The sequence below is a fragment of the Paenibacillus yanchengensis genome (assembly GCF_042684845.1).
GTDB lineage: Bacteria > Bacillota > Bacilli > Paenibacillales > Paenibacillaceae > Pristimantibacillus > Pristimantibacillus yanchengensis.
Genome location: NZ_JBHUMH010000063.1, coordinates 147,396 through 168,017, shown reverse-complemented (window position 1 = coordinate 168,017; position 20,622 = coordinate 147,396). Strand labels below are relative to the sequence as shown.

The 20,622-nt window shown below is 40.5% G+C and carries 21 protein-coding genes and 1 riboswitch; of the genes, 19 read left to right on the top strand and 2 right to left on the bottom strand.

Translation table 11 applies throughout. The features are described from left to right. Positions 1–76 precede the first annotated feature (76 nt). Positions 77–973, bottom strand: coding sequence for a LysR family transcriptional regulator (locus ACFSTH_RS19720; protein WP_377773873.1), 897 nt, complete (start codon positions 971–973; stop codon positions 77–79). Between the two features lie 153 nt (positions 974–1,126). Here ACFSTH_RS19720 and aroC point away from each other — a divergent pair, with 153 nt between their 5' ends. After that, positions 1,127–2,182, top strand: coding sequence for a chorismate synthase (gene aroC / locus ACFSTH_RS19715; protein ID WP_377773871.1), 1,056 nt, complete (start codon positions 1,127–1,129; stop codon positions 2,180–2,182). Positions 2,183–2,453: 271 nt separating this feature from the next. Continuing rightward, the gene (locus ACFSTH_RS19710; protein ID WP_377773869.1) at positions 2,454–4,103 is read left to right on the top strand and encodes a response regulator; all 1,650 of its coding nucleotides are present in this window, start codon (positions 2,454–2,456) and stop codon (positions 4,101–4,103) included. 53 nt (positions 4,104–4,156) lie between these two features. Here the strand turns inward: ACFSTH_RS19710 and ACFSTH_RS19705 are convergent, their stop codons facing one another. Continuing rightward, the gene (locus tag ACFSTH_RS19705) at positions 4,157–4,363 is read right to left on the bottom strand and encodes a hypothetical protein (RefSeq protein ID WP_377773867.1); all 207 of its coding nucleotides are present in this window, start codon (positions 4,361–4,363) and stop codon (positions 4,157–4,159) included. A gap of 224 nt (positions 4,364–4,587) precedes the next feature. Between ACFSTH_RS19705 and ACFSTH_RS19700 the strand changes: the two genes are divergently transcribed. The 17 genes from ACFSTH_RS19700 (at position 4,588) to ACFSTH_RS19620 (ending at position 20,581) form a co-directional block, all read left to right on the top strand. Then, complete coding sequence (locus ACFSTH_RS19700) at positions 4,588–5,028, top strand: RrF2 family transcriptional regulator (protein WP_377773865.1); 441 nt, start codon at positions 4,588–4,590, stop codon at positions 5,026–5,028. 74 nt (positions 5,029–5,102) lie between these two features. Continuing rightward, positions 5,103–5,417, top strand: a complete 315-nt coding sequence (gene trxA, locus ACFSTH_RS19695) for a thioredoxin (RefSeq protein WP_377773863.1) — start codon at positions 5,103–5,105, stop codon at positions 5,415–5,417. Between the two features lie 445 nt (positions 5,418–5,862). Continuing rightward, positions 5,863–6,177, top strand: coding sequence for a thioredoxin family protein (locus ACFSTH_RS19690; protein WP_377773861.1), 315 nt, complete (start codon positions 5,863–5,865; stop codon positions 6,175–6,177). 28 nt (positions 6,178–6,205) lie between these two features. After that, complete coding sequence (locus tag ACFSTH_RS19685; RefSeq protein WP_377773859.1) at positions 6,206–6,520, top strand: thioredoxin family protein; 315 nt, start codon at positions 6,206–6,208, stop codon at positions 6,518–6,520. 232 nt (positions 6,521–6,752) lie between these two features. Beyond that, positions 6,753–7,067, top strand: a complete 315-nt coding sequence (locus tag ACFSTH_RS19680; protein WP_377773857.1) for a thioredoxin family protein — start codon at positions 6,753–6,755, stop codon at positions 7,065–7,067. 179 nt (positions 7,068–7,246) lie between these two features. Beyond that, the gene (gene ychF, locus ACFSTH_RS19675; RefSeq protein ID WP_377773855.1) at positions 7,247–8,347 is read left to right on the top strand and encodes a redox-regulated ATPase YchF; all 1,101 of its coding nucleotides are present in this window, start codon (positions 7,247–7,249) and stop codon (positions 8,345–8,347) included. A 279-nt stretch (positions 8,348–8,626) separates the two neighbouring features. Further along, positions 8,627–9,703, top strand: coding sequence for a peptide chain release factor 1 (prfA, locus tag ACFSTH_RS19670; RefSeq protein ID WP_377773853.1), 1,077 nt, complete (start codon positions 8,627–8,629; stop codon positions 9,701–9,703). Between the two features lie 196 nt (positions 9,704–9,899). Beyond that, the gene (gene prmC, locus ACFSTH_RS19665; protein ID WP_377773851.1) at positions 9,900–10,916 is read left to right on the top strand and encodes a peptide chain release factor N(5)-glutamine methyltransferase; all 1,017 of its coding nucleotides are present in this window, start codon (positions 9,900–9,902) and stop codon (positions 10,914–10,916) included. A 198-nt stretch (positions 10,917–11,114) separates the two neighbouring features. After that, a complete protein-coding gene (gene spoIIR / locus ACFSTH_RS19660) occupies positions 11,115–11,783 on the top strand; it encodes a stage II sporulation protein R (protein ID WP_377773849.1) in 669 nt (222 codons plus the stop codon). Positions 11,784–12,278: 495 nt separating this feature from the next. Then, positions 12,279–13,349: an L-threonylcarbamoyladenylate synthase gene (locus ACFSTH_RS19655; RefSeq protein ID WP_377793763.1), complete on the top strand. Its 1,071-nt coding sequence runs from the start codon at positions 12,279–12,281 to the stop codon at positions 13,347–13,349. Between the two features lie 64 nt (positions 13,350–13,413). Then, positions 13,414–14,022: a manganese efflux pump MntP gene (locus tag ACFSTH_RS19650; RefSeq protein ID WP_377773847.1), complete on the top strand. Its 609-nt coding sequence runs from the start codon at positions 13,414–13,416 to the stop codon at positions 14,020–14,022. A gap of 80 nt (positions 14,023–14,102) precedes the next feature. Continuing rightward, the gene (locus ACFSTH_RS19645) at positions 14,103–14,675 is read left to right on the top strand and encodes a low molecular weight protein arginine phosphatase (RefSeq protein ID WP_377773845.1); all 573 of its coding nucleotides are present in this window, start codon (positions 14,103–14,105) and stop codon (positions 14,673–14,675) included. A gap of 150 nt (positions 14,676–14,825) precedes the next feature. Next, a riboswitch (ZMP/ZTP riboswitch) is annotated at positions 14,826–14,906 on the top strand. Positions 14,907–14,991: 85 nt separating this feature from the next. Continuing rightward, positions 14,992–15,441 (top strand): ribose 5-phosphate isomerase B, encoded by a 450-nt coding sequence (gene rpiB, locus ACFSTH_RS19640; RefSeq protein ID WP_377773939.1) that lies wholly within the window; start codon positions 14,992–14,994, stop codon positions 15,439–15,441. Between the two features lie 17 nt (positions 15,442–15,458). Next, positions 15,459–16,037 (top strand): TIGR01440 family protein, encoded by a 579-nt coding sequence (locus tag ACFSTH_RS19635; RefSeq protein WP_377773843.1) that lies wholly within the window; start codon positions 15,459–15,461, stop codon positions 16,035–16,037. A 62-nt stretch (positions 16,038–16,099) separates the two neighbouring features. Beyond that, positions 16,100–17,347 carry a serine hydroxymethyltransferase gene (locus tag ACFSTH_RS19630; protein WP_377773841.1) on the top strand — a complete coding sequence of 416 codons (1,248 nt, stop codon included), beginning with the start codon at positions 16,100–16,102 and terminating at the stop codon, positions 17,345–17,347. 152 nt (positions 17,348–17,499) lie between these two features. After that, positions 17,500–18,747 carry a S1C family serine protease gene (locus ACFSTH_RS19625; RefSeq protein ID WP_377773839.1) on the top strand — a complete coding sequence of 416 codons (1,248 nt, stop codon included), beginning with the start codon at positions 17,500–17,502 and terminating at the stop codon, positions 18,745–18,747. A gap of 145 nt (positions 18,748–18,892) precedes the next feature. After that, positions 18,893–20,581, top strand: a complete 1,689-nt coding sequence (locus ACFSTH_RS19620; RefSeq protein ID WP_377773837.1) for a peptide ABC transporter substrate-binding protein — start codon at positions 18,893–18,895, stop codon at positions 20,579–20,581. The last annotated feature ends 41 nt before the right edge of the window (positions 20,582–20,622 follow it).

Genomic DNA, 20,622 nt, shown 5'->3' with positions numbered 1-20,622 from the left:
GACGTTAGCAAATAGGAAATAGTTAATCGATACCCCGCACCGTTCGTGTTTTTGAGAACGTTGTGGGGTATTATTATTACGTTGAGGAATCGCTGTCTGTAAATAAGGTTAAAAATTTTTGGGCAACGATCGATAAGGAATGATGTTTAGGTGTAGCGATGCCAAGTGGTCGGTGATCGATCGCTGTTTGCGTTTGTAATAGTACTAACCGTTCTTGCGCTAACTCTATACTTACTAATGAAGTAGGGACGAAAGCTATACCGTAGTTGCGTTCTGCAAAAGCAACTAACATTTCCATACTGTTAAGTTCAAAATCAGCCGTAATGTGAAAACCTTGATTCGTAAACCATTGCTCAACGAAAAGGCGAGTGGAACTGCCAGCAGTTAACAATAGCAGTGGAATTTGCAATAGTTTTTCTGTAGAGAGTGGTTGCTCTGCTAGTTGTTTGTATTTATTTCCAGCGATTATGCAATAAGGTTGAGTGGCGAGCGGACGGATATCTAGTTCTGCATCATCTAGTGGTAAGTGAACAAACCCAATATCTAGCCCATTTTGTTTGAGCTGAGTGACAATTTGTGAAGTACGTTGCTGCACTAATTTTATTTTGATCTGTGGGTATTGCTGATGAAATTGATCTAGCTTAGGTAACAAGATATCTTTCGTAATAGCTCCATTTGCTCCGATTCTAATATGACCATCTGTATATCGTTTTCGTTCTACCATATGCTGCTCACCACGTGCTAACTGCGAAAAAGCTAGCGCGACATGGCCAAATAAAACTTCTCCTTCGGGAGTAAGTCGTACCCCTTTGGATAGTCGGTCAAATAAAGTGATATCCAAATGTTGCTCTAGTTGTTTGATGGCATAACTAACAGACGGTTGGGTCATGTGCAATGCTTGAGCTGCTTTCGTTAAATTACCTAGCTGAGCAGCATGGAGAAAAATGCGGTACCATTCACTATGAATTGTCATGGTATAGATCCTCTCTATGTCATAAGTGTAAAAATACTATTTCATTTATTACAATTATAACGTTAAACTAGATGTAAGAGAAGTAACCTTAAGCGCTGCATAACAGTTAGGTGAATGATATATAATATATTTTTAGATATGGAGTGATAAGTAATGGCAGGAAGTACATTTGGTGAACGTTTTAAAGTAACGACATTTGGAGAGTCGCACGGTGTGGCGGTAGGTGTAATTATCGATGGGGTTACGCCAGGGATAGAAATTGATGAAAGTTATATTCAAGTACAAATGGATCGGAGAAAACCGGGTCAATCTTCCGTGACAACACCGCGCAAAGAATACGATAAAATTAATATTGTCTCTGGTATATTTGAAGGAAAAACGACAGGTGCTCCAATGAGTATTATATTGTACAACAAAGATATGCGTCCAGAAGCATATAGTGATATTAAAAATTCGTTCCGTCCTGGGCATGCTGACTTTACCTACTTACAAAAATATGGTCATCGTGATCATCGTGGTAGTGGACGAGCATCAGGTCGAGAGACAGCTTCTCGAGTAGCAGCTGGTGCTGTAGCTCGTAAGTCGTTGGAAGGACGCGGAGTATCTGTCGTTGCTTTTACGAAAGCAATTGGTGGTATTACAGGCGAAACGTTTGATGAAACGATAATTGAAAAAAATGCAGTACGTGCAGCCGATCCGATTGCCGCAGAAAAAATGATTCAAAAAGTGGAAGCATTAGCAGCAGCTGGAGATAGCTGTGGTGGTATTGTAGAATGCCGTATTCGTGGAGTTGTTCCAGGAATCGGGGAGCCAACATTCGATAAACTTGATGCGGAATTGGCAAAAGCTATGCTGTCTATCGGCGCTGTCAAAGGTATTGAGATTGGATCAGGGTTTGCCGCAGCAGAAATGCAAGGTAGTGAACATAATGACCAAATGGACAAAAATGGATTCAAAACGAACCATGCTGGCGGTATTGTTGGTGGTATTAGTACAGGTGCAGAAATTGTATTTCGGATCGCAGTGAAACCAACTTCCTCCATTTCTGTACCGCAACAAACGATGAACCAGGCAGGGGAAGAAACAGAAATCGTGACGATAGGTCGCCATGATCCATGTATTTGCCCACGCATCGTTCCTGTCGTAGAAGCAATGGCATGTCTTGTCATCGAAGATCATTATAAGCGTCAAGCGGCGCTACGTGCTTAACGAAAAATTAGGATTATACGCTATAATTAGCAAATATAATATAATATGAAATGAAAAAGTACTGCCTAATCAGTTGAAAAAATTCGACTTTAGGCAGTTTTTTAATGTATTCTATATTTTTTTAGTATAATATTACAAAATATTAAGCTCACAGTTAGAATAGATATTACAATACTTACAAAAACGCTGTAATATGGATGGAGATAGTGTTAATTGATAGCATAATACGAGTGTAGTTGCAGTTAGTGGTTATATTACGGGAGGGATATCGGTGAGTTCAATATTAGTAATTGACGAAGACATTGCTACATGTGAAAAAATTAGATCGATATTAATAGAGTCAGAGTTGCCCGTCAATCAAGTTTTTACTGCTCATAGTTGTACAGAAGCTCTAGACTATTTACAACTTGCGAATACAGATATGCTATTGTTAGATATTAACGTGGATGGTACGAATGCATTAAAATTAATATCTATTATCCATTCAGAAAGTCCACATATACCAATTTTGTTGTTAGCAGATGAACAGAAGCAGCATTTAGCACACAAAACACTGAAGCTGGGTGCATGTGGATATTTGACAAAGCCCATACAAACGGAGCAATTATTGAAAGAAGTAAATGAGTTTTTGAACGATAAAAATAGTGAGGCTAAAAATTTTGGAGGAAATAAGAGAAATTTGTTCCAACCCAAATTTACAATGGCAGGTGTATCCTCGTTACGAACATATATTTTAAATGAAATGGTTTCTCGAAAAATGGAGCATGCTGACGACTTTCGTTTTGTGTTTGAACAAATCGGCATGACATTATCAGGTCCATACTTTGCCATCATTGTCATGGAGCTACAATGGGATCGAGCGGGAGTTGGTGGCGAAGAAATTATGTTATTGCGAGATCGTAATTTATTAAAATACGCTGCTGTTAACATTATTGAGGAAACATTAAAAGAGTGGAATGCGGTTGCTTTCTATAGTGCAGAAAATCGTGTTGTTACTATATTACAGTTGGACGAAGATGCGCATCACTACAGTAAAGGGAAATTAGCTAATTTATCAGAATTGCGGATGATTGGCAGCGCTTTATTTCAAAATATACAGCAATATTTGCGAATGAATACCGTCATTGGTATAAGCTCGGTGCATCATGGATTACAATCACTTTCCAAAATGTACGTGCAAGCGTGTAAAGCAACTAAGTGGCGAGCGTTATATGAAGATCAGCAAATATTTTTTGCTAACGACCATTACATAAAAGACGCTAAACCAGCGGTAGAGTGGCAAAAGCTGACGGTGCAATGGCTAGATGTCATTAAAAAAACCAATAACGAAACAAAAATAGAACAGGAGACGGAACAGTTAGTAAGCAAAATACGGTGGTTAGTGGTAGAGTCACCAGATGTGTTAGCCATCCCGACAGCTATTGCCTATCAAGTATATACGGCTGTATTAGATGTTGGTAAGTTACTTCATGTTGATAGACAGCAACCTGAGCTGCATCCATTATATTGGTTTCACCCAGATCAAGTTACTAATGTAGAAATGGTTATAGAGCAATTAACGTTGTTTTTGATAGTTAGTGGTCAAACAATCAAAAATAGAATTGCACAATATGATGAGCGACAAGTACAACAAATGTTACATATTATTCAGCGAGATTTTAACAAAGCAGAACTGAATATTCAACTTATTGCGGAAGAAATGAAGCTAAGTACTTTATATACTCATGAGCTGTTTCAATCAATTAAAGGTGAACCAATCTGGAAATTTATTATGGAATACAGACTAGAGCAAGCGCGCAAATTAATAGCAGTATCACAGTTGTCAGCGGAGCAGGTAGCTGTAGAAGTTGGCTATAGTAATGAAACTCATTTTGCATTATTATATCATCATTATTTTAAGGATACTGTTACAAAAATGTAAAAACAATGAAAATGGGCTGTTTGTAAACAGCCCAGCATACGCCAGTATGTCGTTTAACGTTCTTTCTCTAACGTTTGCGCTAACGTTCTTGCTGCTTGCTCATCTTTCGCTTTTACATTTACTTTTCTTAATACGCCATCCTCTACAACTTTTGCTTTAATACCATTGCTTTTTAACAAAGCATATAATCGTTCCGCCTCGTCTAGCTTTGAACCACTTGCTGTACGTATCGTTACCCATTTTCCGCCGAACCATCCCACTGTTATTCTCTCCTTTTGTTCATATTGGAATATTTTTATTTCTATTTATACGATATAACCGAGTGAATATGACAAAATTATGAATGTTATTTTGATTACTTTTCAAAGAAAAACATTCCATGTATGTTACAATGGCGGAAAAGGCAACACTAATGAGACGATAACTTGACATTTATAACTGTAACGTATATTATTACAGTATAAAGCAAGGAGGCTCGCTTATCGTGAATAGTGAATTTACGATTGCTGTACACAGTCTAGTTTTTTTAGCATATTTGCCAGAGAAGATGGCGACTAGTGACTTGATTGCTTCTAATGTAGGCACCCATTCCGTTCGAATTCGCAAAATTATGAGTGGATTACGCCGGAGCGGGTTAGTTGATACGAGAGAAGGTTCAGGTGGCGGTTATCGGCTGACGGCAGATGTTACGTCCGTCACGCTAGCAGACATATACCGAATATTGGCGCAAGGTTCATTAATTCCGAATTGGTGTTCCGGAAATCCAGAAATGGATTGTGTGGTCGGTTCGAATATGAATCATGTTATGCATGGTATTTTTTGCAAAGCAGAACAGCAATTAGAAGCCCATTTTCAGCAAATAACGATTCATGATGTGTTACAGCAGATCACGGCATGTGACGAAACTACGTCTAAGCAGCCATAATCGAAAGAACTGGCAGTAATGAAAGGGTAATCCCTTCATCATAAATATTTATAATAGTTGAGAGGATGATTAAGATGGCAGCAGTAGTACTAACGAAAGATAATTTTAACCAAACGATAGAAAACGGGGTTTCTCTAGTTGATTTTTGGGCGCCATGGTGTGGTCCATGTAAAATGCAACTTCCAATAGTAGAAGAACTTGCTACAGAAATGGATGGCAAAGCAGTTGTTGCAAAAATCAATGTAGATGAGCAACCAGAATTGGCATCACAATTTGGCGTCATGAGTATTCCTACACTTATTATGTTCAAAGATGGTAAGCCAGTGGACAAAATGGTAGGTCTTCAAAGCAAAGATGCATTGAAAACTAAAATTTCTGGTCAACTATAATTTATTAAGCGATAAGACTAATAGTAATATCGTTCATTTTTTGTAATATAAAGCAGTCCCTATTCACTACCTCGTTCTCTATGAGAATCAGGTTTGGATAGGGATTTTTGTTTTTATTTGCTTGTTATTAACAATTCTATTAGTTTACTAAATGGTGATAACCCATTTAATAGTAATTGAACAGTTAGTTTAGAACTAGCTCTAGCTATATTGAATATAGTAAGAGTGACAGTTAAAAATGTTAGAAAAAGTTTAAATAGATAAATATATCGTATAACATTTTAAACTGTACTTTATGCTATAAGAGCATACAGCAAGGGGGACCGATCATTTCGAATAGCTGTTTCGTAGATTTCAATGGATTGTATGGTCACAAATGAAGCAAATGTGACTAAACAATGCCAAAGCAGTCAAAAAAGAAAAAATGCTATGGAGGATGATTAAAATGTCAGTAGTAGTATTAACGGAAAGTAACTTTTATTCGACGATAGGCACTGGTGTTGCCCTAGTAGATTTTTGGGCACCATGGTGTGGTCCATGTTTAATACAACTTGATGTTACAGAAGAATTAGATACAGAAATGGGAGACGATGTAGTATTTGGAAAAGTGAACATTGATGAGGAATTAGATTTTGTGATTGAATTAGGCGTCAATGCTATTCCTACCATTATAATATTTAAAAACGGTCAGCCAGTCGATACAATGTCAGGAATTCTAAGCAAAGCTGTTTTGAAGCAAAAATTGGATAGCTATCTATAATTTTATTTTAACGGAGAGGATGATGGATATGTCCCTAGTCGAATTAACAAATGATAATTTCGATGAAACTATAGCAGAAGGTGTTGCCCTTGTATTGTTTTTAGCACCAGAATGTGTTCCATGTGAAGAACAACTTACAATTGCAGAAGAATTGGATACAGAAATGGGAGATGACGTAGTATTTGGAACTGTTGATGTTGAAGTGGAAGAAGATCTAGCTGCACGATTCAATGCTAGTTACGTTCCTAATGTTATTATATTTAAAGACGGACAAGTAGCCGAACATCTAGGCAGTGGACGAAGTAAAGCTGCTACAAAAGGAAAACTAATGATGTATCTATAGCAAGATTGAATATAGGAGATGTGACAGGTGAAAAAGTTAGAAAAAGTTTAAGTAACTAAATACACCATATTACATTTTATTCTGCTAGCACAGCATACAGCAAGGGGGACCGATCATTTCGAATAGCTGTTTCGTAGATTTCAATGGATTGTATGGTCACAAATGAAGCAAATGTGACTAAACAATGCCAAAGCAGTCAAAAAAGAATAAAATGCTATGGAGGATGATTGAAATGTCAGTAGCAGTATTAACGGAAAGTAACTTTTATTCCACGATAGGTACTGGTGTTGCCCTAGTAGATTTTTGGGCAACATGGTGTAATCCATGTCTGTTACAACTTGATGTCACCGAAGAATTGGATACAGAAATGGGAGACGATGTAGTATTTGGAAAAGTGGATGTAGATGAGGAAGAGGGTCTAGCGGAACAATTTGAAATCACAGCTCTTCCTACCATTATAATATTTAAAAATGGTCAGCCAGTCGATATAATGGCAGGATCAAAAAGTAAAGCATATTTGAAGCAAAAATTGGAAAGCTATCTATAATTGTGGTTTAAATAATAAATGAGCGATAACTTTATATATCGTTTGTAGTTAAAGAAATCCTTGTCCATTACTTTGTTCCCGAAAAGAACAAGTTTTGGGCAAGGATATTTGTGGTGACTTCCTTTGTTAGCGATGTTCAGTTATAATATCGGAAGAAATGACGCTGGGAGATGATAAGTATGCCACTATCCTGTGGTATTGTTGGATTGCCAAACGTTGGTAAATCTACTTTATTTAATGCGATTACACAAGCGGGTGCAGAATCCGCCAATTATCCGTTTTGTACCATTGATCCAAACGTTGGTGTAGTGGAAGTGCCGGATGAGCGCTTAAATAAGTTGGTGGAATTAGTTGTTCCAAAAAGTATTGTGCCAACTGCTTTTGAGTTTGTAGATATAGCAGGTCTGGTTGCTGGAGCAAGTAAAGGTGAAGGGCTAGGCAACAAATTTTTGGCTCATATTCGTGAAGTAGATGCTATCGTTCACGTTGTACGTTGTTTTCAAGATGAAAACATTACACATGTTGCTGGAAAAGTGAATCCGATTAGCGACATCGAAACGATCAATTTGGAATTGATTTTGGCTGATATTGACTCGGTAGAAAAGAAGATAGATCGCTCTCGTAAAAATATGAAGGGCGGAGACAAAAAAGTAGCCCAAGAAGTGGAAGTGTTAGAGCGTATTAAAGATGTATTGTACGCGGACAAGCCAGCTCGTAGTTTGGAATTAACAGATGATGAACAGCTACTTGTTCGTGATTTACATTTGTTGACGATGAAGCCGGTACTGTATGCTGCTAACGTGAGTGAGGAAGAAGCAGCTAATTCAGAGGATAACGAATATGTACAGATGGTTCGCCAATTCGCTGCCGAAGAAGGTGCGGAAGTTGTGCCGATTAGTGCAAAAGTAGAGTCAGAAATTGCAGAACTTGATGGTGAAGATAAGCAAATGTTTTTGGAAGAATTAGGAATGCAGGAATCAGGGCTAAACCGTTTAATTCGAGCAGCCTATAAATTGCTTGGATTGTATACTTATTTTACAGCTGGTGTGCAAGAAGTACGCGCATGGACGATTGTAAAAGGTACAAAAGCACCGCAAGCTGCTGGTGTTATTCATACCGATTTCGAACGCGGATTTATTCGTGCAGAAATCGTTTCTTATGATGACTTGGCAGCGGCAGGATCGATGGCAATTGTTCGTGAACGGGGACAACTTAGATTAGAAGGAAAAGAGTATGTCGTGCAGGATGGCGATGTTATCCATTTCCGTTTCAACGTATAAGCGATTTTGGATATGATAGACATGGAAGTTTATGGAGCCTGGAAACAACGCCCGGTAAGCCTGTTTGGCAACGATGCGTTTTCCGGGCTAGTTTTCTAATTTTTAACTGTGGTGTTATTGTCTACAAATCGAACATATATTATTATGTTTAGATATATTGTATATACTAATAGTAATTGTGAAAGTTATTAAAAATATTTTGTGAGACAGTTGTCGGACAAAAGCGGTGGTATGATATAATATAGTAAGATTCTGAAGGAATAACTGAGGTGAATGATCGTGTTAGACCGTTTACAAGCATTGGCAGATCGTTATGAGAAGTTAAGTGAATTACTATGTGATCCAGATGTATCATCTGATCCCAAGCGTCTGCGTGAATTATCAAAAGAACAGTCTGATCTACAAGAGGCTTATGATGCGTATATAGCTTATAAGCAAGCCATGGGGCAATTGGAAGATGCTCGGATGATGCTTGAAGAAAAACTGGATGCAGAAATGCATGAGATGGTCAAAATGGAAATTGACGAACTCACGGAACTTACAACACAATTAGAAGAAAAGATTCGAGTATTGTTGTTGCCAAAAGATCCGAACGATGATAAAAACGTTATTATCGAAATACGCGGTGCAGCTGGCGGAGATGAAGCTGCTTTGTTTGCTTACGAATTGTATCGTATGTACACGAAGTATGCAGATACTAAAGGCTGGCGTGTAGAATTGATGGATTATAGCGAAAATGATTTGGGTGGATTTAAAGAAGTTATTTTTATGATTAATGGTAAAGGTGCGTATAGCAAGATGAAATATGAAAGTGGTGCGCATCGGGTACAGCGTATTCCAGTAACGGAATCCGGTGGACGGATTCATACTTCCACTTCGACAGTAGCTGTCATGCCAGAGGTACAAGATGTAGAAGTAGAAATACTCGACAAAGATATTCGAGTAGATACGTTTTGTTCGAGTGGAGCGGGCGGGCAATCGGTTAATACGACGAAGTCAGCAGTACGCGTATTGCATGTACCAACTGGGATTATGGCAACTTGCCAAGATGGCAAGTCGCAAAACGACAATAAAGTTCGGGCACTAGCGGTACTTCGTGCACGAATTTATGATGTTCGTCGTCAAGAAGAAGAAGCGAAATATGCAGGTGAACGGAAAAGCAAAGTGGGTACAGGTGACCGTAGCGAACGTATTCGAACGTATAACTTCCCACAAAGCCGTGTAACCGATCATCGCATCAATTTAACGATGCATAAATTGGATGCGATAATGGATGGAGATATCGATGAAATTATCGATACTTTAACTATTGCGGAACAAGCGGAAATAATGGAACGCGAGTCCATCGGAGTATAAGTAACGCTGGAATAACGCATAACTAACGTATAAACAACGAATAAGTTAAATCAAAGACCGGCGTTGCGCACCATTTGTTGGGTGCAGCCGGTCTATTCCTTTTTGAAGTAGATGTTACATAGATAGAGAAATTTATAAGAAATGTGTAGTATTTCTTAGTATTGTAGATGATATAGCAAGTGAGGTGTGTCGTAGAATGGCGCAAGTACAGGTAGAGATGGAGCAGTTTATAGGGAAGTCTATAAGAGAAAGTATTTTGCTTGGCGCACAGCTTTTGCAAAAGGCGGGAGCGGAAGAAGCACGCCATCAAGCAGAGCAATTATTTATGCATATGATGGAAGTGGATCGCTCTTATTTGTTGTTACATGGTGCGGAGCAGTTTCCCGCTATACATTTGGAGCGATGGGTAGCATTATTAACACGCAAAGCAAGCGGTGAACCTCTCCAATATATAACGGGGAGCCAGTGGTTTTATAGTCGCGAGTTTGTCGTAACTCCAGCGGTTTTGATTCCTCGTCCCGAGACGGAGCTACTCGTGGAAGCGTTGTTGAAGGCGGTCGATGAGCTATGGCCGCCAACTCTAGGAGCAGCGCATGACGATGCGCTGTTTGTTTCCGCTGCCCAGCCAGCAGAAGCTGCTGGGCAAGTGCCCGTAGTGCCGACGATTCTCGATGTCGGCACTGGTAGCGGGGCGATAGCCGTGACGCTTGCAGCGGAACGTCCCGGCTATCGCATCTGTGCGTCCGATATATCACCGGACGCACTAGATGTCGCCCGCGCGAATGCGGAGCGGCATGGCGTTAGCCGCCATGTCGCATTCGCTATGGGCGACTTGCTCGCCCCACTGCTGCATACAACCAGCAGCGGGGCGAGCAGACTCGAGCACGCCGGCTTCGCCGTCGACGTGCTCGTCTCCAATCCGCCGTATATTCCAGCGGCCGATATTGCTGAGTTGCAGCGCGAGGTGCGTGACCACGAGCCGCTATTAGCGCTGCAAGGCGGTACTGACGGGCTTGACCCATACCGTCAGATGATAGAAACATTAGCGCGGCTTAGCGAAGTGCCGCGTATCGTTGCTTTTGAACTCGGCATTTATCAACCGCCGCTAGTAGTAGAAATGCTACGTCAATTGCAGTGTTGGGACTCGATTCGCATCATTGACGACTACGCAGGCATTCAGCGCCACGTTATCGCTATTCGCTACGAAAAATAATTTTCCGATAAGATTGCGTCACAAGCATTCGACTATCTCTCGAATGTCAATAGTGTCTACTAATTAGCTCCTACTAAAAAATAAAAGATTTATAGATGGCGATGTTTAGAGTGATAGATTCGTGGATATACTAACGGATAGAGACGTTCCGGAACGCAAGCGAAAGCACTGACGGGTGCACGAGAGGAGCTTGTTGTTATGTCCCGCAATTTTAAATATCGTTCATCTTTTGGTTATATCGTTTTTGCAATTATACTAATTATTATGAGTTGGGAATCACAATTAAATGATGAGGCTATTGCCGGTGCAGGTCAAAGTATACCTGAACAAGCGATCCGCTTACGTATTCTAGCTAACTCCGATCAACCGGAAGACCAATTAATAAAACGAGTAATACGAGACGAAGTAGTCGCTACTATGAATACATGGGTAGACAACATGACTACTATAGATGATGCACGTCAATTAATTAAAATACACTTACCAGAAATAGAACAAGTAGTAGCACAAACATTAACGTCACGCGGCTACACTTATGATTTTCAAGTAGAACTAGATGAAGTAGAATTCCCTGCCAAAATGTATGGCAATAAAATATATCCTGCTGGTATGTATGAAGCACTAAGAATCTCACTAGGTGAAGCCGAAGGACAAAACTGGTGGTGCGTGCTATTCCCGCCACTATGCTTCGTAGATGCAGTCTCATCGGAAACAAGTTCAGCAGAAGCACTATCCACCACAACAGCAGAAGAAGCAACAACTGTAGCAGTAGCAGAACAACCATCTGACGAACAGCCAGAAGTAAAGTTCTTTATCGCTGACTTATTCCAATCCGTTGGACAATGGGTAAAAGGATTATTTGCATAATAGCGTTTGTAAATAGTAAATAGTAAGATTTAAGAAGCAAGTAGAGGAAATAGGCAGAGGCAAAGGAATTTGCAGTATAGTGCGGTGTGTTGTGTTGTGTTGTGCAGCCATCTCTTTGTATATAGTCGTATCCCCATCACTCAGTAAGCAATTTTATGAAAAAACAGTTTAAATAACAAGTTAGATACGATAGCCTTCATCCTTACTTGTTGTAGGGAACGGGCTTTTTTGTATTATTATCCATAATTATATACTCCCTGAGCGAATGGTATACGGTAAGAAGTCACTGAGTGAAGGGTATACGTCAAAAAGTCACTGAGCGAAGGGTATACGCCAAGAAGTTACTGAGCAAAAGGGATACGGCAGAAAAGTAGCGGGAAGAGCGTACAAGGTTGAAGTAGAATTAAATGTAACATCGCAAAAAGTGGATGTGCTATACTATCGTTATAAATTTATGTTAGAAAGTCGGTTTAGTTGTTGATGGAAGAAACTATATTGTGGAAAATACCTACATTGTCGTTGCAAACGCAGCAAGCTTTTGTCGTGGATGAGTTGCGGGAGTATGTGTCGGATGCATCAGAAATGATTTGTGATGGTGCGACGGTGGCGTTTCCTACGGAGACGGTTTATGGGCTTGGTGCAGATGCTCGTAATAGTGATGCGGTTGCTCAAATATTTGCGGCGAAGGGGCGACCCGCGGATAATCCGTTAATTGTTCATATTGCAAGTCAGGAGCAACTTGGCTCTTTTGTAATGGGTGTAAATGAGTGGGAGCAGCAATTAATCGATCAGTTTTGGCCAGGGCCACTTACGCTTATTTTACCGGTTAAAGCAGATGCCCTATCTCCGCTAGTGACGGCAGGTTTGACTACAGTTGGGGTGAGGATACCGGAACATCCCGTGGCGCTTGCGTTACTAGCGGAGTGCAATGTACCTGTTGCAGCTCCGAGTGCTAATCGTTCAGGTAAGCCTAGTCCAACGCAAGCTAAGCACGTATGGGAAGATTTGCATGGACGGATTAACGGTATTGTAGATGGTGGAGCAGCTAATGTTGGTGTCGAGTCGACGGTGGTGGAAGTAGTCGATGATATGCTCTATATTTTGCGTCCCGGAGGTATTACAAGCGAGCAATTACAAGCAGCGCTACCGCAGGCGAAGATTCGGTTTAGTAAACAATCGGATAAGGATGCACCGAAGTCACCTGGCGTGAAGTATGCTCATTATGCTCCAAATGGTCAATTGCAGTTAGTAACTGGCGCAACAAGTGAAGAAGTAGTCGCTTTTATTAATAAGTCGGTAGTACAAGCGCGCAAACACGGGGAAAAAACGGCGGTGCTTGCCTATAGTGAAATGTTACCATTTTATAAAGCAGATCGTTGTTTTGATATAGGAGCTCGCAACAATCCGGAGCAAGGGGCACAGCAATTGTATGATGTTTTGCGTCAGTGTGATGCGCAAGGAATAGATCGAATTTGGGCAGAGTATCCTCCAGAAGGTGGTTTGCATGAAGCGCTGCGCAATCGTCTGTTTAAAGCGGCTGCTGCTCATTTGATTGATTTATCGTAAGAAGAACCTAGTAAGCTGCTTGTCATGATTGTCCTTTCATCTGCATAAAGTGAAGTATTAGCAGATGAAAGGGTGGAGCCGATTGGAGCAATTACGTTTTACATGGTCGGATATGGTGGATATTGGTGCAGGATCAGGCGGCGTGCTCACATTGCTAATTATTTCGTTAGCAATCGGTATGGATGCCTTTTCGGTAGGTATAGGTATTGGGGTACGTGGAATACGTTTGCTACATGTTTTACGGCTTGGATTATTAGTCGCATTATTTCATTTGATTATGCCGCTTGCTGGTATTTTAATGGGACGATGGATGAACGAATTGCTGGGAGATATTGCGGTACTGGCGGCAGGTTGTTTATTTTTACTGCTTGGGGTACAGATGATATATAGTGCATTTCGAGCTAATACAGAGCCAATATTTAATCACCGTAGTATGTGGGGCATGGTCGTTATAGCATTCAGTGTTAGTGTAGATGCTTTTTCTGTTGGAGTGACATTGGGTGTTCTTCCGCTCAAGATATGGGCAACGGTTTTCTTGCTAGGTAGTATTGGTGGTTTGATGGCAATGCTCGGTTTACTGTTGGGGCGTAAAGTGAGCGCACGTTTAGGAGAATATGGTGAAATTTGTGGTGGGGCTATATTGATCGGGCTTGGTATTTTACTTATTATATAATTGAACTTTAATGAAACAATGGTATCATAACAGTATTGTAGCAGTAATAGAGAACTAGAAGTAGGAAGGAGAGCGGTCATATGACAAACATACTATTTGTATGCACTGGTAACACTTGTCGTTCGCCGATGGCGGAAGCAATGTTCACTAACATAGCGCAGCAACGTGGATTGTCACTATCCGTTCGATCTGCTGGAGTATCTACGATGGATGGCATGCCAACATCAGAAGGGGCACTTACAGCACTCAAAAAACGTGAAATTACGTATGACGGATCATCCAAGAGGTTGACGAAAGATGCCGTTGCTTGGGCAACGCTAATTTTGACAATGACGACGGGGCATAAGCAATCGTTATTACAATGGTATCCGGAAGCAGTAGATCGTACTTTTACATTAAAGGAATTTGTGTATCAGGAAGAAGATTGGATGAAGGATATTACTGAATTGGAGCATCTCTATAGTGAAATGCAGATGCAGCAAGCGTTAGGTGGACAATTAACGGGGGAACAACGACAACGATTATTACACTTAGAAAGTAAAATTCCTAGTTTTGATATTGCTGATCCATTTGGAGGCTCGCAAGTAGTATATGATGCTTGTGCGCTTGAGCTAGAAGAAGTACTTATTAAACTGGCGGACAAGCTTGCATAGGACGCAAAAAAGAAAGCGAATCGTGGATAGGACAAGCTAAAAGTGGCTATTTAATTGACCAATTGCAGATCATCTAGGACATACAATTTTTTTGTAAAGAGCATTGCAATTTATATAGTAATCAGCTATGATAAAATCAAATTAAAGCGTTGAACCTGATGTAACTGGCGACGATAGTGGGTAACCACAATGGAGCATTGGGATATACGGCCGGTCGCCTGGGCAAAGAGCAGCGTGCTTATTAGCACGTCTAGCTCTTTTTTTCGTTAATATAGCCTGTTTTAGGTATAATAAGCAACAAAGGATGGTGTTAATGATGAAAGTAATCATTGGAGCAGATCATGGCGGCTTTCGCCTAAAGCAAGAGTTAATTCCATTTATCGAATCACTTGGTTATACGGTAGAAGATGTTGGTAGTAGTTGTGAGCAGTCTGTTGATTATCCGGATTATGCACTTCCGGTATGTACTGCTGTTGTTGAAGGGAAAGCGGATCGTGGTATTTTAGTTTGTGGCACTGGCATTGGTATGTCGATTGCTGCTAACAAAGTGAAGGGCATTCGTTGCGCGCTTGTTCATGATTTGTTTTCGGCACAGGCAACGAGAGATCATAATGATACGAATGTACTTGCAATGGGCGAGCGTGTCATTGGTCCAGGTGTTGCACAAGAAATTGTTCGTGTATGGTTAGAGACACCTTTTTCTGAAGGAGAACGCCATCAAGGACGAATTGACAAAGTAATGAGTATCGAACAACGCTCATGTTAAATGAAGGGGCTGACGTTATGAAACAGATGCCAACTGATATATTAGCAGATCAATATTTGGCGAAACAAGTGGAGCAAATCGTTCAGGAAGTAGTTGCCGCTGGTCAGATCGGAGCGGGTAAGTTAGTTGTTTTTGGAGTAAGTACTAGTGAAATTATTGGGGAGCGTATTGGAACTAGCGGCACGATGTTGGTGGCAGAGCAAATCTTTACTGGCATCAATCAAGCGCAGCAAGCCATTCGTTTTCACCCTGTTTTTCAATGCTGTGAACATTTGAATCGGGCACTCGTGATCGAGCAGGAAGTGGCGGAAGTCTTGCAATTGGAGCAAGTACAAGCCGTTCCAGTTCCTCATGCAGGCGGATCAATGGCGGCGTATGCCTACACTCATATGAAGCAACCGGTACTTGTCGATCGAATTGCTGCTCATGCGGCAGTTGATATTGGTGATACGTTAATAGGCATGCATTTGAAGCAAGTGGCAGTACCTTTTCGTCCAACGATCAATAAGATTGGTTCCGCTCATGTAACAGCTGCTTATACAAGGGCAAAGTTAATAGGTGGAGCTCGTGCAGTGTATGAGCTACCGCAAATGTAGCGTTTACTTACATCGATATTGATGTTTATAAATTAGAAATTATTATTAGGAGGCATTCTTTTATGGAAAATTTACGCAAACAAGATCCTGCTGTATTGCAGGCAATGGGATTGGAACTTACTCGTCAACGTGACAACATTGAATTAATCGCATCTGAAAATATCGTTAGTGAAGCTGTTATCGAAGCAATGGGTTCTGTACTAACGAACAAATATGCAGAAGGTTACCCAGGCAAACGTTTCTATGGTGGTTGTGAGCATGTAGATATCGTGGAAAACTTGGCTCGGGATCGTGCCAAAGAATTGTTCGGAGCGGAACATGCTAACGTTCAACCTCACTCTGGTGCACAAGCGAATATGGCTGTATACTTGGCGGCATTGAAGCCTGGCGATACAGTACTTGGGATGAACTTGGCACATGGTGGTCACTTGACGCATGGTAGCCCAGTTAACGCATCTGGATTGCTTTATAATTTCGTAGCTTATGGCGTACAAGAAGGCGAATCTACTATTGATTATGAAGAAATTCGTAAACTAGCTTTCAAACATCGTCCTCGTCTAATTGTAGCGGGTGCGAGTGCTTACCCAAGAGAAATTGATTTCGCCAAAATCGGAGAAATCGCTAACGATGTAGGTGCTTTGTTTATGGTAGATATGGCGCACATCGCAGGTCTAGTAGCAGCTGGTTTGCATTCAAACCCAGTACCGCATGCTCACTTTGTCACAACTACGACGCATAAGACACTACGTGGACCACGTGGTGGAATGATTTTGTGCCGTAAGTCTTGGGCGCAAGCTATTGACAAGGCAGTATTCCCTGGTTCGCAAGGTGGCCCGCTAATGCACGTGATCGCAGCTAAAGCAGTAGCACTTGGTGAAGCATTACAACCATCGTTCAAAACATTTATGAACCAAGTGATGGTTAACGCAAAGGTGTTAGCAGAAGAATTGGTGAAGCGTGATGTAACAATCGTATCTGGTGGTACAGACAATCACTTGATGTTGCTAGATACTAGAAGCTTTAATATTACTGGTCGTGATGCAGAGCATGTATTGGACGAAGTAGGTATTACTGTTAACAAAAATGCTATTCCATTCGATCCAACGAGCCCATTTGTAACTAGTGGTATTCGTCTTGGAACACCAGCAGCAACGACTCGTGGTATGAAAGAAGACGATATGCGCGTTATTGCAGAAGTTATTGTTGCTGTATTAACTAGCCCTAAAGATGAAGCTGTTTTGGAGCAAGCTCGCAAAATGGTTCGTGATTTGACGGACAAATACCCATTGTATGCAGATATGAAATACTAATTGTTCATATAGCGAGCGTCTATTCAAGAGTAATTGTTGAATAGGCGCTTTTTTTTATTTCTTATTAATTATCGTTTAAGGTTGTTTTAATTTTATGATTACATAATAAAAATAACTTCAAAAGCAATAAAGAAATAAAGGAGGGCTTTACAATGAACAGAAGACATGACGGTTCTAGAGCTGGAGTAGGTAAGATGATGATGGCAAGTATCGCTGGTGGTTTAGTAGCTGCTCTCATTATTTTTTCAATAAATGGTTTAGGAGCTGGCTTACCAGTTAACGGTGACTTATTGTCTAGTGGGTCGCAGCAAGTGGCTAATGCTTCCACAGTAGCAGCGGGACCTACCAATGGAGCATTGACTTCCAACTTAGACTTCTCTTCTATTGTAGAACAGTCTAACGAATCGGTCGTATTGATCAATACGTTCGCAGAAAGAGGCAACTATAATCAATCACCAAATACAGATGATATTTTTTCTTACTTTTTTGGACAGATGCCAGAGCAACCACAAGTACCAGATAGTGAACAAAAGCAATTACATCCACTTGGTGCTGGATCAGGGTTCTTCTATAAAGACGGTGGCTATATATTAACGAATGAGCATGTTGTTGCTGGTGCTGATCGGATTGAAGTAACGGTCCAAGGATATGATGAACCATTTGTAGCTAAAGTATTAGGTGCAAGCCCGGAGCATGATTTAGCTGTTATAAAAATCGATGATAAAGAAAAGTTCAAAGTGCTACCAATTGGCGACTCTAGTACGATCACGGTTGGTGAATGGGTGGTAGCTATCGGAAATCCACTTGGTTTTGAACATACGGTTACAGTCGGAGTTATAAGTGCTAAAGAGCGGGAAGTGCCAATTAGTGACGAGCGTGGACAAAGACAATATCGTAACTTATTACAAACCGATGCATCTATCAATTCTGGTAACTCCGGTGGACCGTTAATTAATTTGAAAGGTGAAGTTATTGGTATCAATACGGCAAAAAGTGCTAATGCACAAGGAATTGGATTTGCGATTCCGACTACAGTATTTGTTCCATTAATTAACTATTTAGAAGAAGGGAAAACTATTCCATCTGCCTATATCGGTGTAACGGTCGGAAATATTAATGAAACTTTCGTGAACGAATTAAACTTGCCTTCGAAGAAAGGAGCCATCGTAACCTCTGTATTACCAGGTACTCCAGCGTTCAAAGCAGGTATCCGTCAGTACGATGTTATTTTAAAAGTGGATGGGGAAGAAATCGCTGATTCTAAAGAAGCCGTCAACAAAATCATCACACTTCCTGTTGGTGAAGAAGTAGTAATAACCGTATGGAGAGACGGTGCAGAACATGAATTTTCCGTAACAATTGCAGATAAAAATGAGCAACCACCAATAAACTTACAGTGATATTTGCCACTATAAATGTGAACATTATGTGACATCCACCCCTTTTCGACCTATCGGTGAAAAGGGGTGGATATTTGTTTATTTTAGGTGTAATGGTATACTAAATTAATCACTTTTCAGTGAATAGAAAAATGGAGGGTTAATTATGCGAAACAGAAAAACAACACTCGCACTATCGGTTTTGCTTATTATAGCACTGCTAGCAGCGGGTTGTGTGAGCAAACCGGGCAGTAATCAGCCAAGCAAAGGTGAGCAAGGTAATAACACAGCAACAGAAGGACAAGGTGCAACGGGCAAGCAGCAATTCCGATTGAACTTGTCAACAGAGCCACCTACATTGGACCCTGCACAAGCTCAAGATCAAATTTCTGGTACTGTACTCAACGGTATTTTTGAAGGATTAACACGTGTTAATGAGCAAGCTGAAGTAGTACCGGCTGTTGCCAAATCTTGGGTTATTTCCGAAGATGGAACAAAGTATACATTCCAGTTGCGTGATGATGTAAAATGGAGTAATGGAGATAAAGTAACAGCTCAAGATTTTGAATTTGCTTGGAAACGAGTACTAAATCCTGATTTGAAGCCAAAAGCGTCTCCTTATGCTTACATGCTCTACTACATTAAAGGAGCAGAAGATTACAACTCTGGTAAGGGCTCAGTAGACGATGTGGCAGTAAAAGCAACAGATGAGCACACACTAGAGGTGGAAATAAATACAGCTACGCCTTATTTCTTAAGTGTAGTATCATTTGTAACATATTATCCAGTTCACTCTTCTGTTACAGACAATCCAGCGTTCGCATCTAAAGCAGATACATTGATTTCTAATGGTGCTTTTAAAATGTCTGACTGGAAAAAAGGAACATCGATTACTATAGCAAAAAATGAAAATTACTACGATATAGACAATATTAAGCTAGATAGTGTACACTTCACTATGGTCAATGATGCTGGTTCGGAAGTAAATATGTATAAAACAGATATTATTGACTATGCAGGTAAACCAACAGGAGTGTTACCGACGGATCAACTAGAATCATTAAAAGCAGATCATCCTGATGAGTTCAAGATTAAATCAACAGCCGGGTTGAACTACTACATCTTTAACACGACTAAAAAACCGTTTGACAATGTGAAAGTACGTCAAGCGATGTCGATGGCTATATCTCGCTCTGATCTTACAGAAAAAGTTACCCGTGGACAACAAGTGCCTGCGTATGGTATGGTACCTCCGGGTATATCTGGCGAAAAAGATGATTTCAGAACAGAATATCCAGATAACTACTTTACTGAAGATTATGAAGCTGCTAAACAATTACTGGCTGAAGGTTTGCAAGAATCTGGACTGAGTGAAATGCCAGAATTCAGCTTACTATACAACACGAATGAAATAAATCAAAAAGTTGCTGAAGCTATTGTCGAAATGTGGCGAGTAAATTTAGGCATCAATGCCAGCATCGGTAACCAAGAGTGGAACGTATTTTTAGATAACCGTAGAGCTCTTAATTATGAAGTAGCACGTAGTGCCTGGGGAGCGGATTATAACGATCCAATAACGTTTATTGACCTATACACTACAACAGGTGGCAATAATGATATTGGTTACTCTAATCCTGCATATGACGCTCTTGTTGCAGAAGTAAATAACACATCTGATCAAGCAGTTCGAATGAAAAAAATGGCAGAAGCTGAAAAGTTATTAATGGAAGACCGTCCAGTTATACCACTTTTTTATGATTCAGCAGTTTATATGCTGAAGCCAGGATTTAAAAACATTTATATAGATTTCAAAGGCGATATTCAGTACGTACATGGTTATTATGAAGCACCCTAATGGGTAAATGGCTAGGGCTTGTACATGTACAAGCCCTAGCC

Bases quoted from the DNA above. Each gene is read 5' to 3' on its own strand.
- ACFSTH_RS19620 (WP_377773837.1), top strand. From the start codon at position 18,893: ATGCGAAACAGAAAAACAACACTCGCACTATCGGTTTTGCTTATTATA.
- spoIIR (WP_377773849.1), top strand. From the start codon at position 11,115: ATGTCCCGCAATTTTAAATATCGTTCATCTTTTGGTTATATCGTTTTT.
- ACFSTH_RS19625 (WP_377773839.1), top strand. From the start codon at position 17,500: ATGAACAGAAGACATGACGGTTCTAGAGCTGGAGTAGGTAAGATGATG.
- ACFSTH_RS19680 (WP_377773857.1), top strand. From the start codon at position 6,753: ATGTCAGTAGCAGTATTAACGGAAAGTAACTTTTATTCCACGATAGGT.
- ACFSTH_RS19720 (WP_377773873.1), bottom strand. From the start codon at position 973: ATGACAATTCATAGTGAATGGTACCGCATTTTTCTCCATGCTGCTCAG.
- aroC (WP_377773871.1), top strand. From the start codon at position 1,127: ATGGCAGGAAGTACATTTGGTGAACGTTTTAAAGTAACGACATTTGGA.
- prmC (WP_377773851.1), top strand. From the start codon at position 9,900: ATGGCGCAAGTACAGGTAGAGATGGAGCAGTTTATAGGGAAGTCTATA.
- ACFSTH_RS19635 (WP_377773843.1), top strand. From the start codon at position 15,459: ATGAAACAGATGCCAACTGATATATTAGCAGATCAATATTTGGCGAAA.
- trxA (WP_377773863.1), top strand. From the start codon at position 5,103: ATGGCAGCAGTAGTACTAACGAAAGATAATTTTAACCAAACGATAGAA.
- ACFSTH_RS19650 (WP_377773847.1), top strand. From the start codon at position 13,414: ATGAAAGGGTGGAGCCGATTGGAGCAATTACGTTTTACATGGTCGGAT.
- ACFSTH_RS19645 (WP_377773845.1), top strand. From the start codon at position 14,103: ATGACAAACATACTATTTGTATGCACTGGTAACACTTGTCGTTCGCCG.
- rpiB (WP_377773939.1), top strand. From the start codon at position 14,992: ATGAAAGTAATCATTGGAGCAGATCATGGCGGCTTTCGCCTAAAGCAA.
- ACFSTH_RS19630 (WP_377773841.1), top strand. From the start codon at position 16,100: ATGGAAAATTTACGCAAACAAGATCCTGCTGTATTGCAGGCAATGGGA.
- ychF (WP_377773855.1), top strand. From the start codon at position 7,247: ATGCCACTATCCTGTGGTATTGTTGGATTGCCAAACGTTGGTAAATCT.
- ACFSTH_RS19690 (WP_377773861.1), top strand. From the start codon at position 5,863: ATGTCAGTAGTAGTATTAACGGAAAGTAACTTTTATTCGACGATAGGC.
- ACFSTH_RS19685 (WP_377773859.1), top strand. From the start codon at position 6,206: ATGTCCCTAGTCGAATTAACAAATGATAATTTCGATGAAACTATAGCA.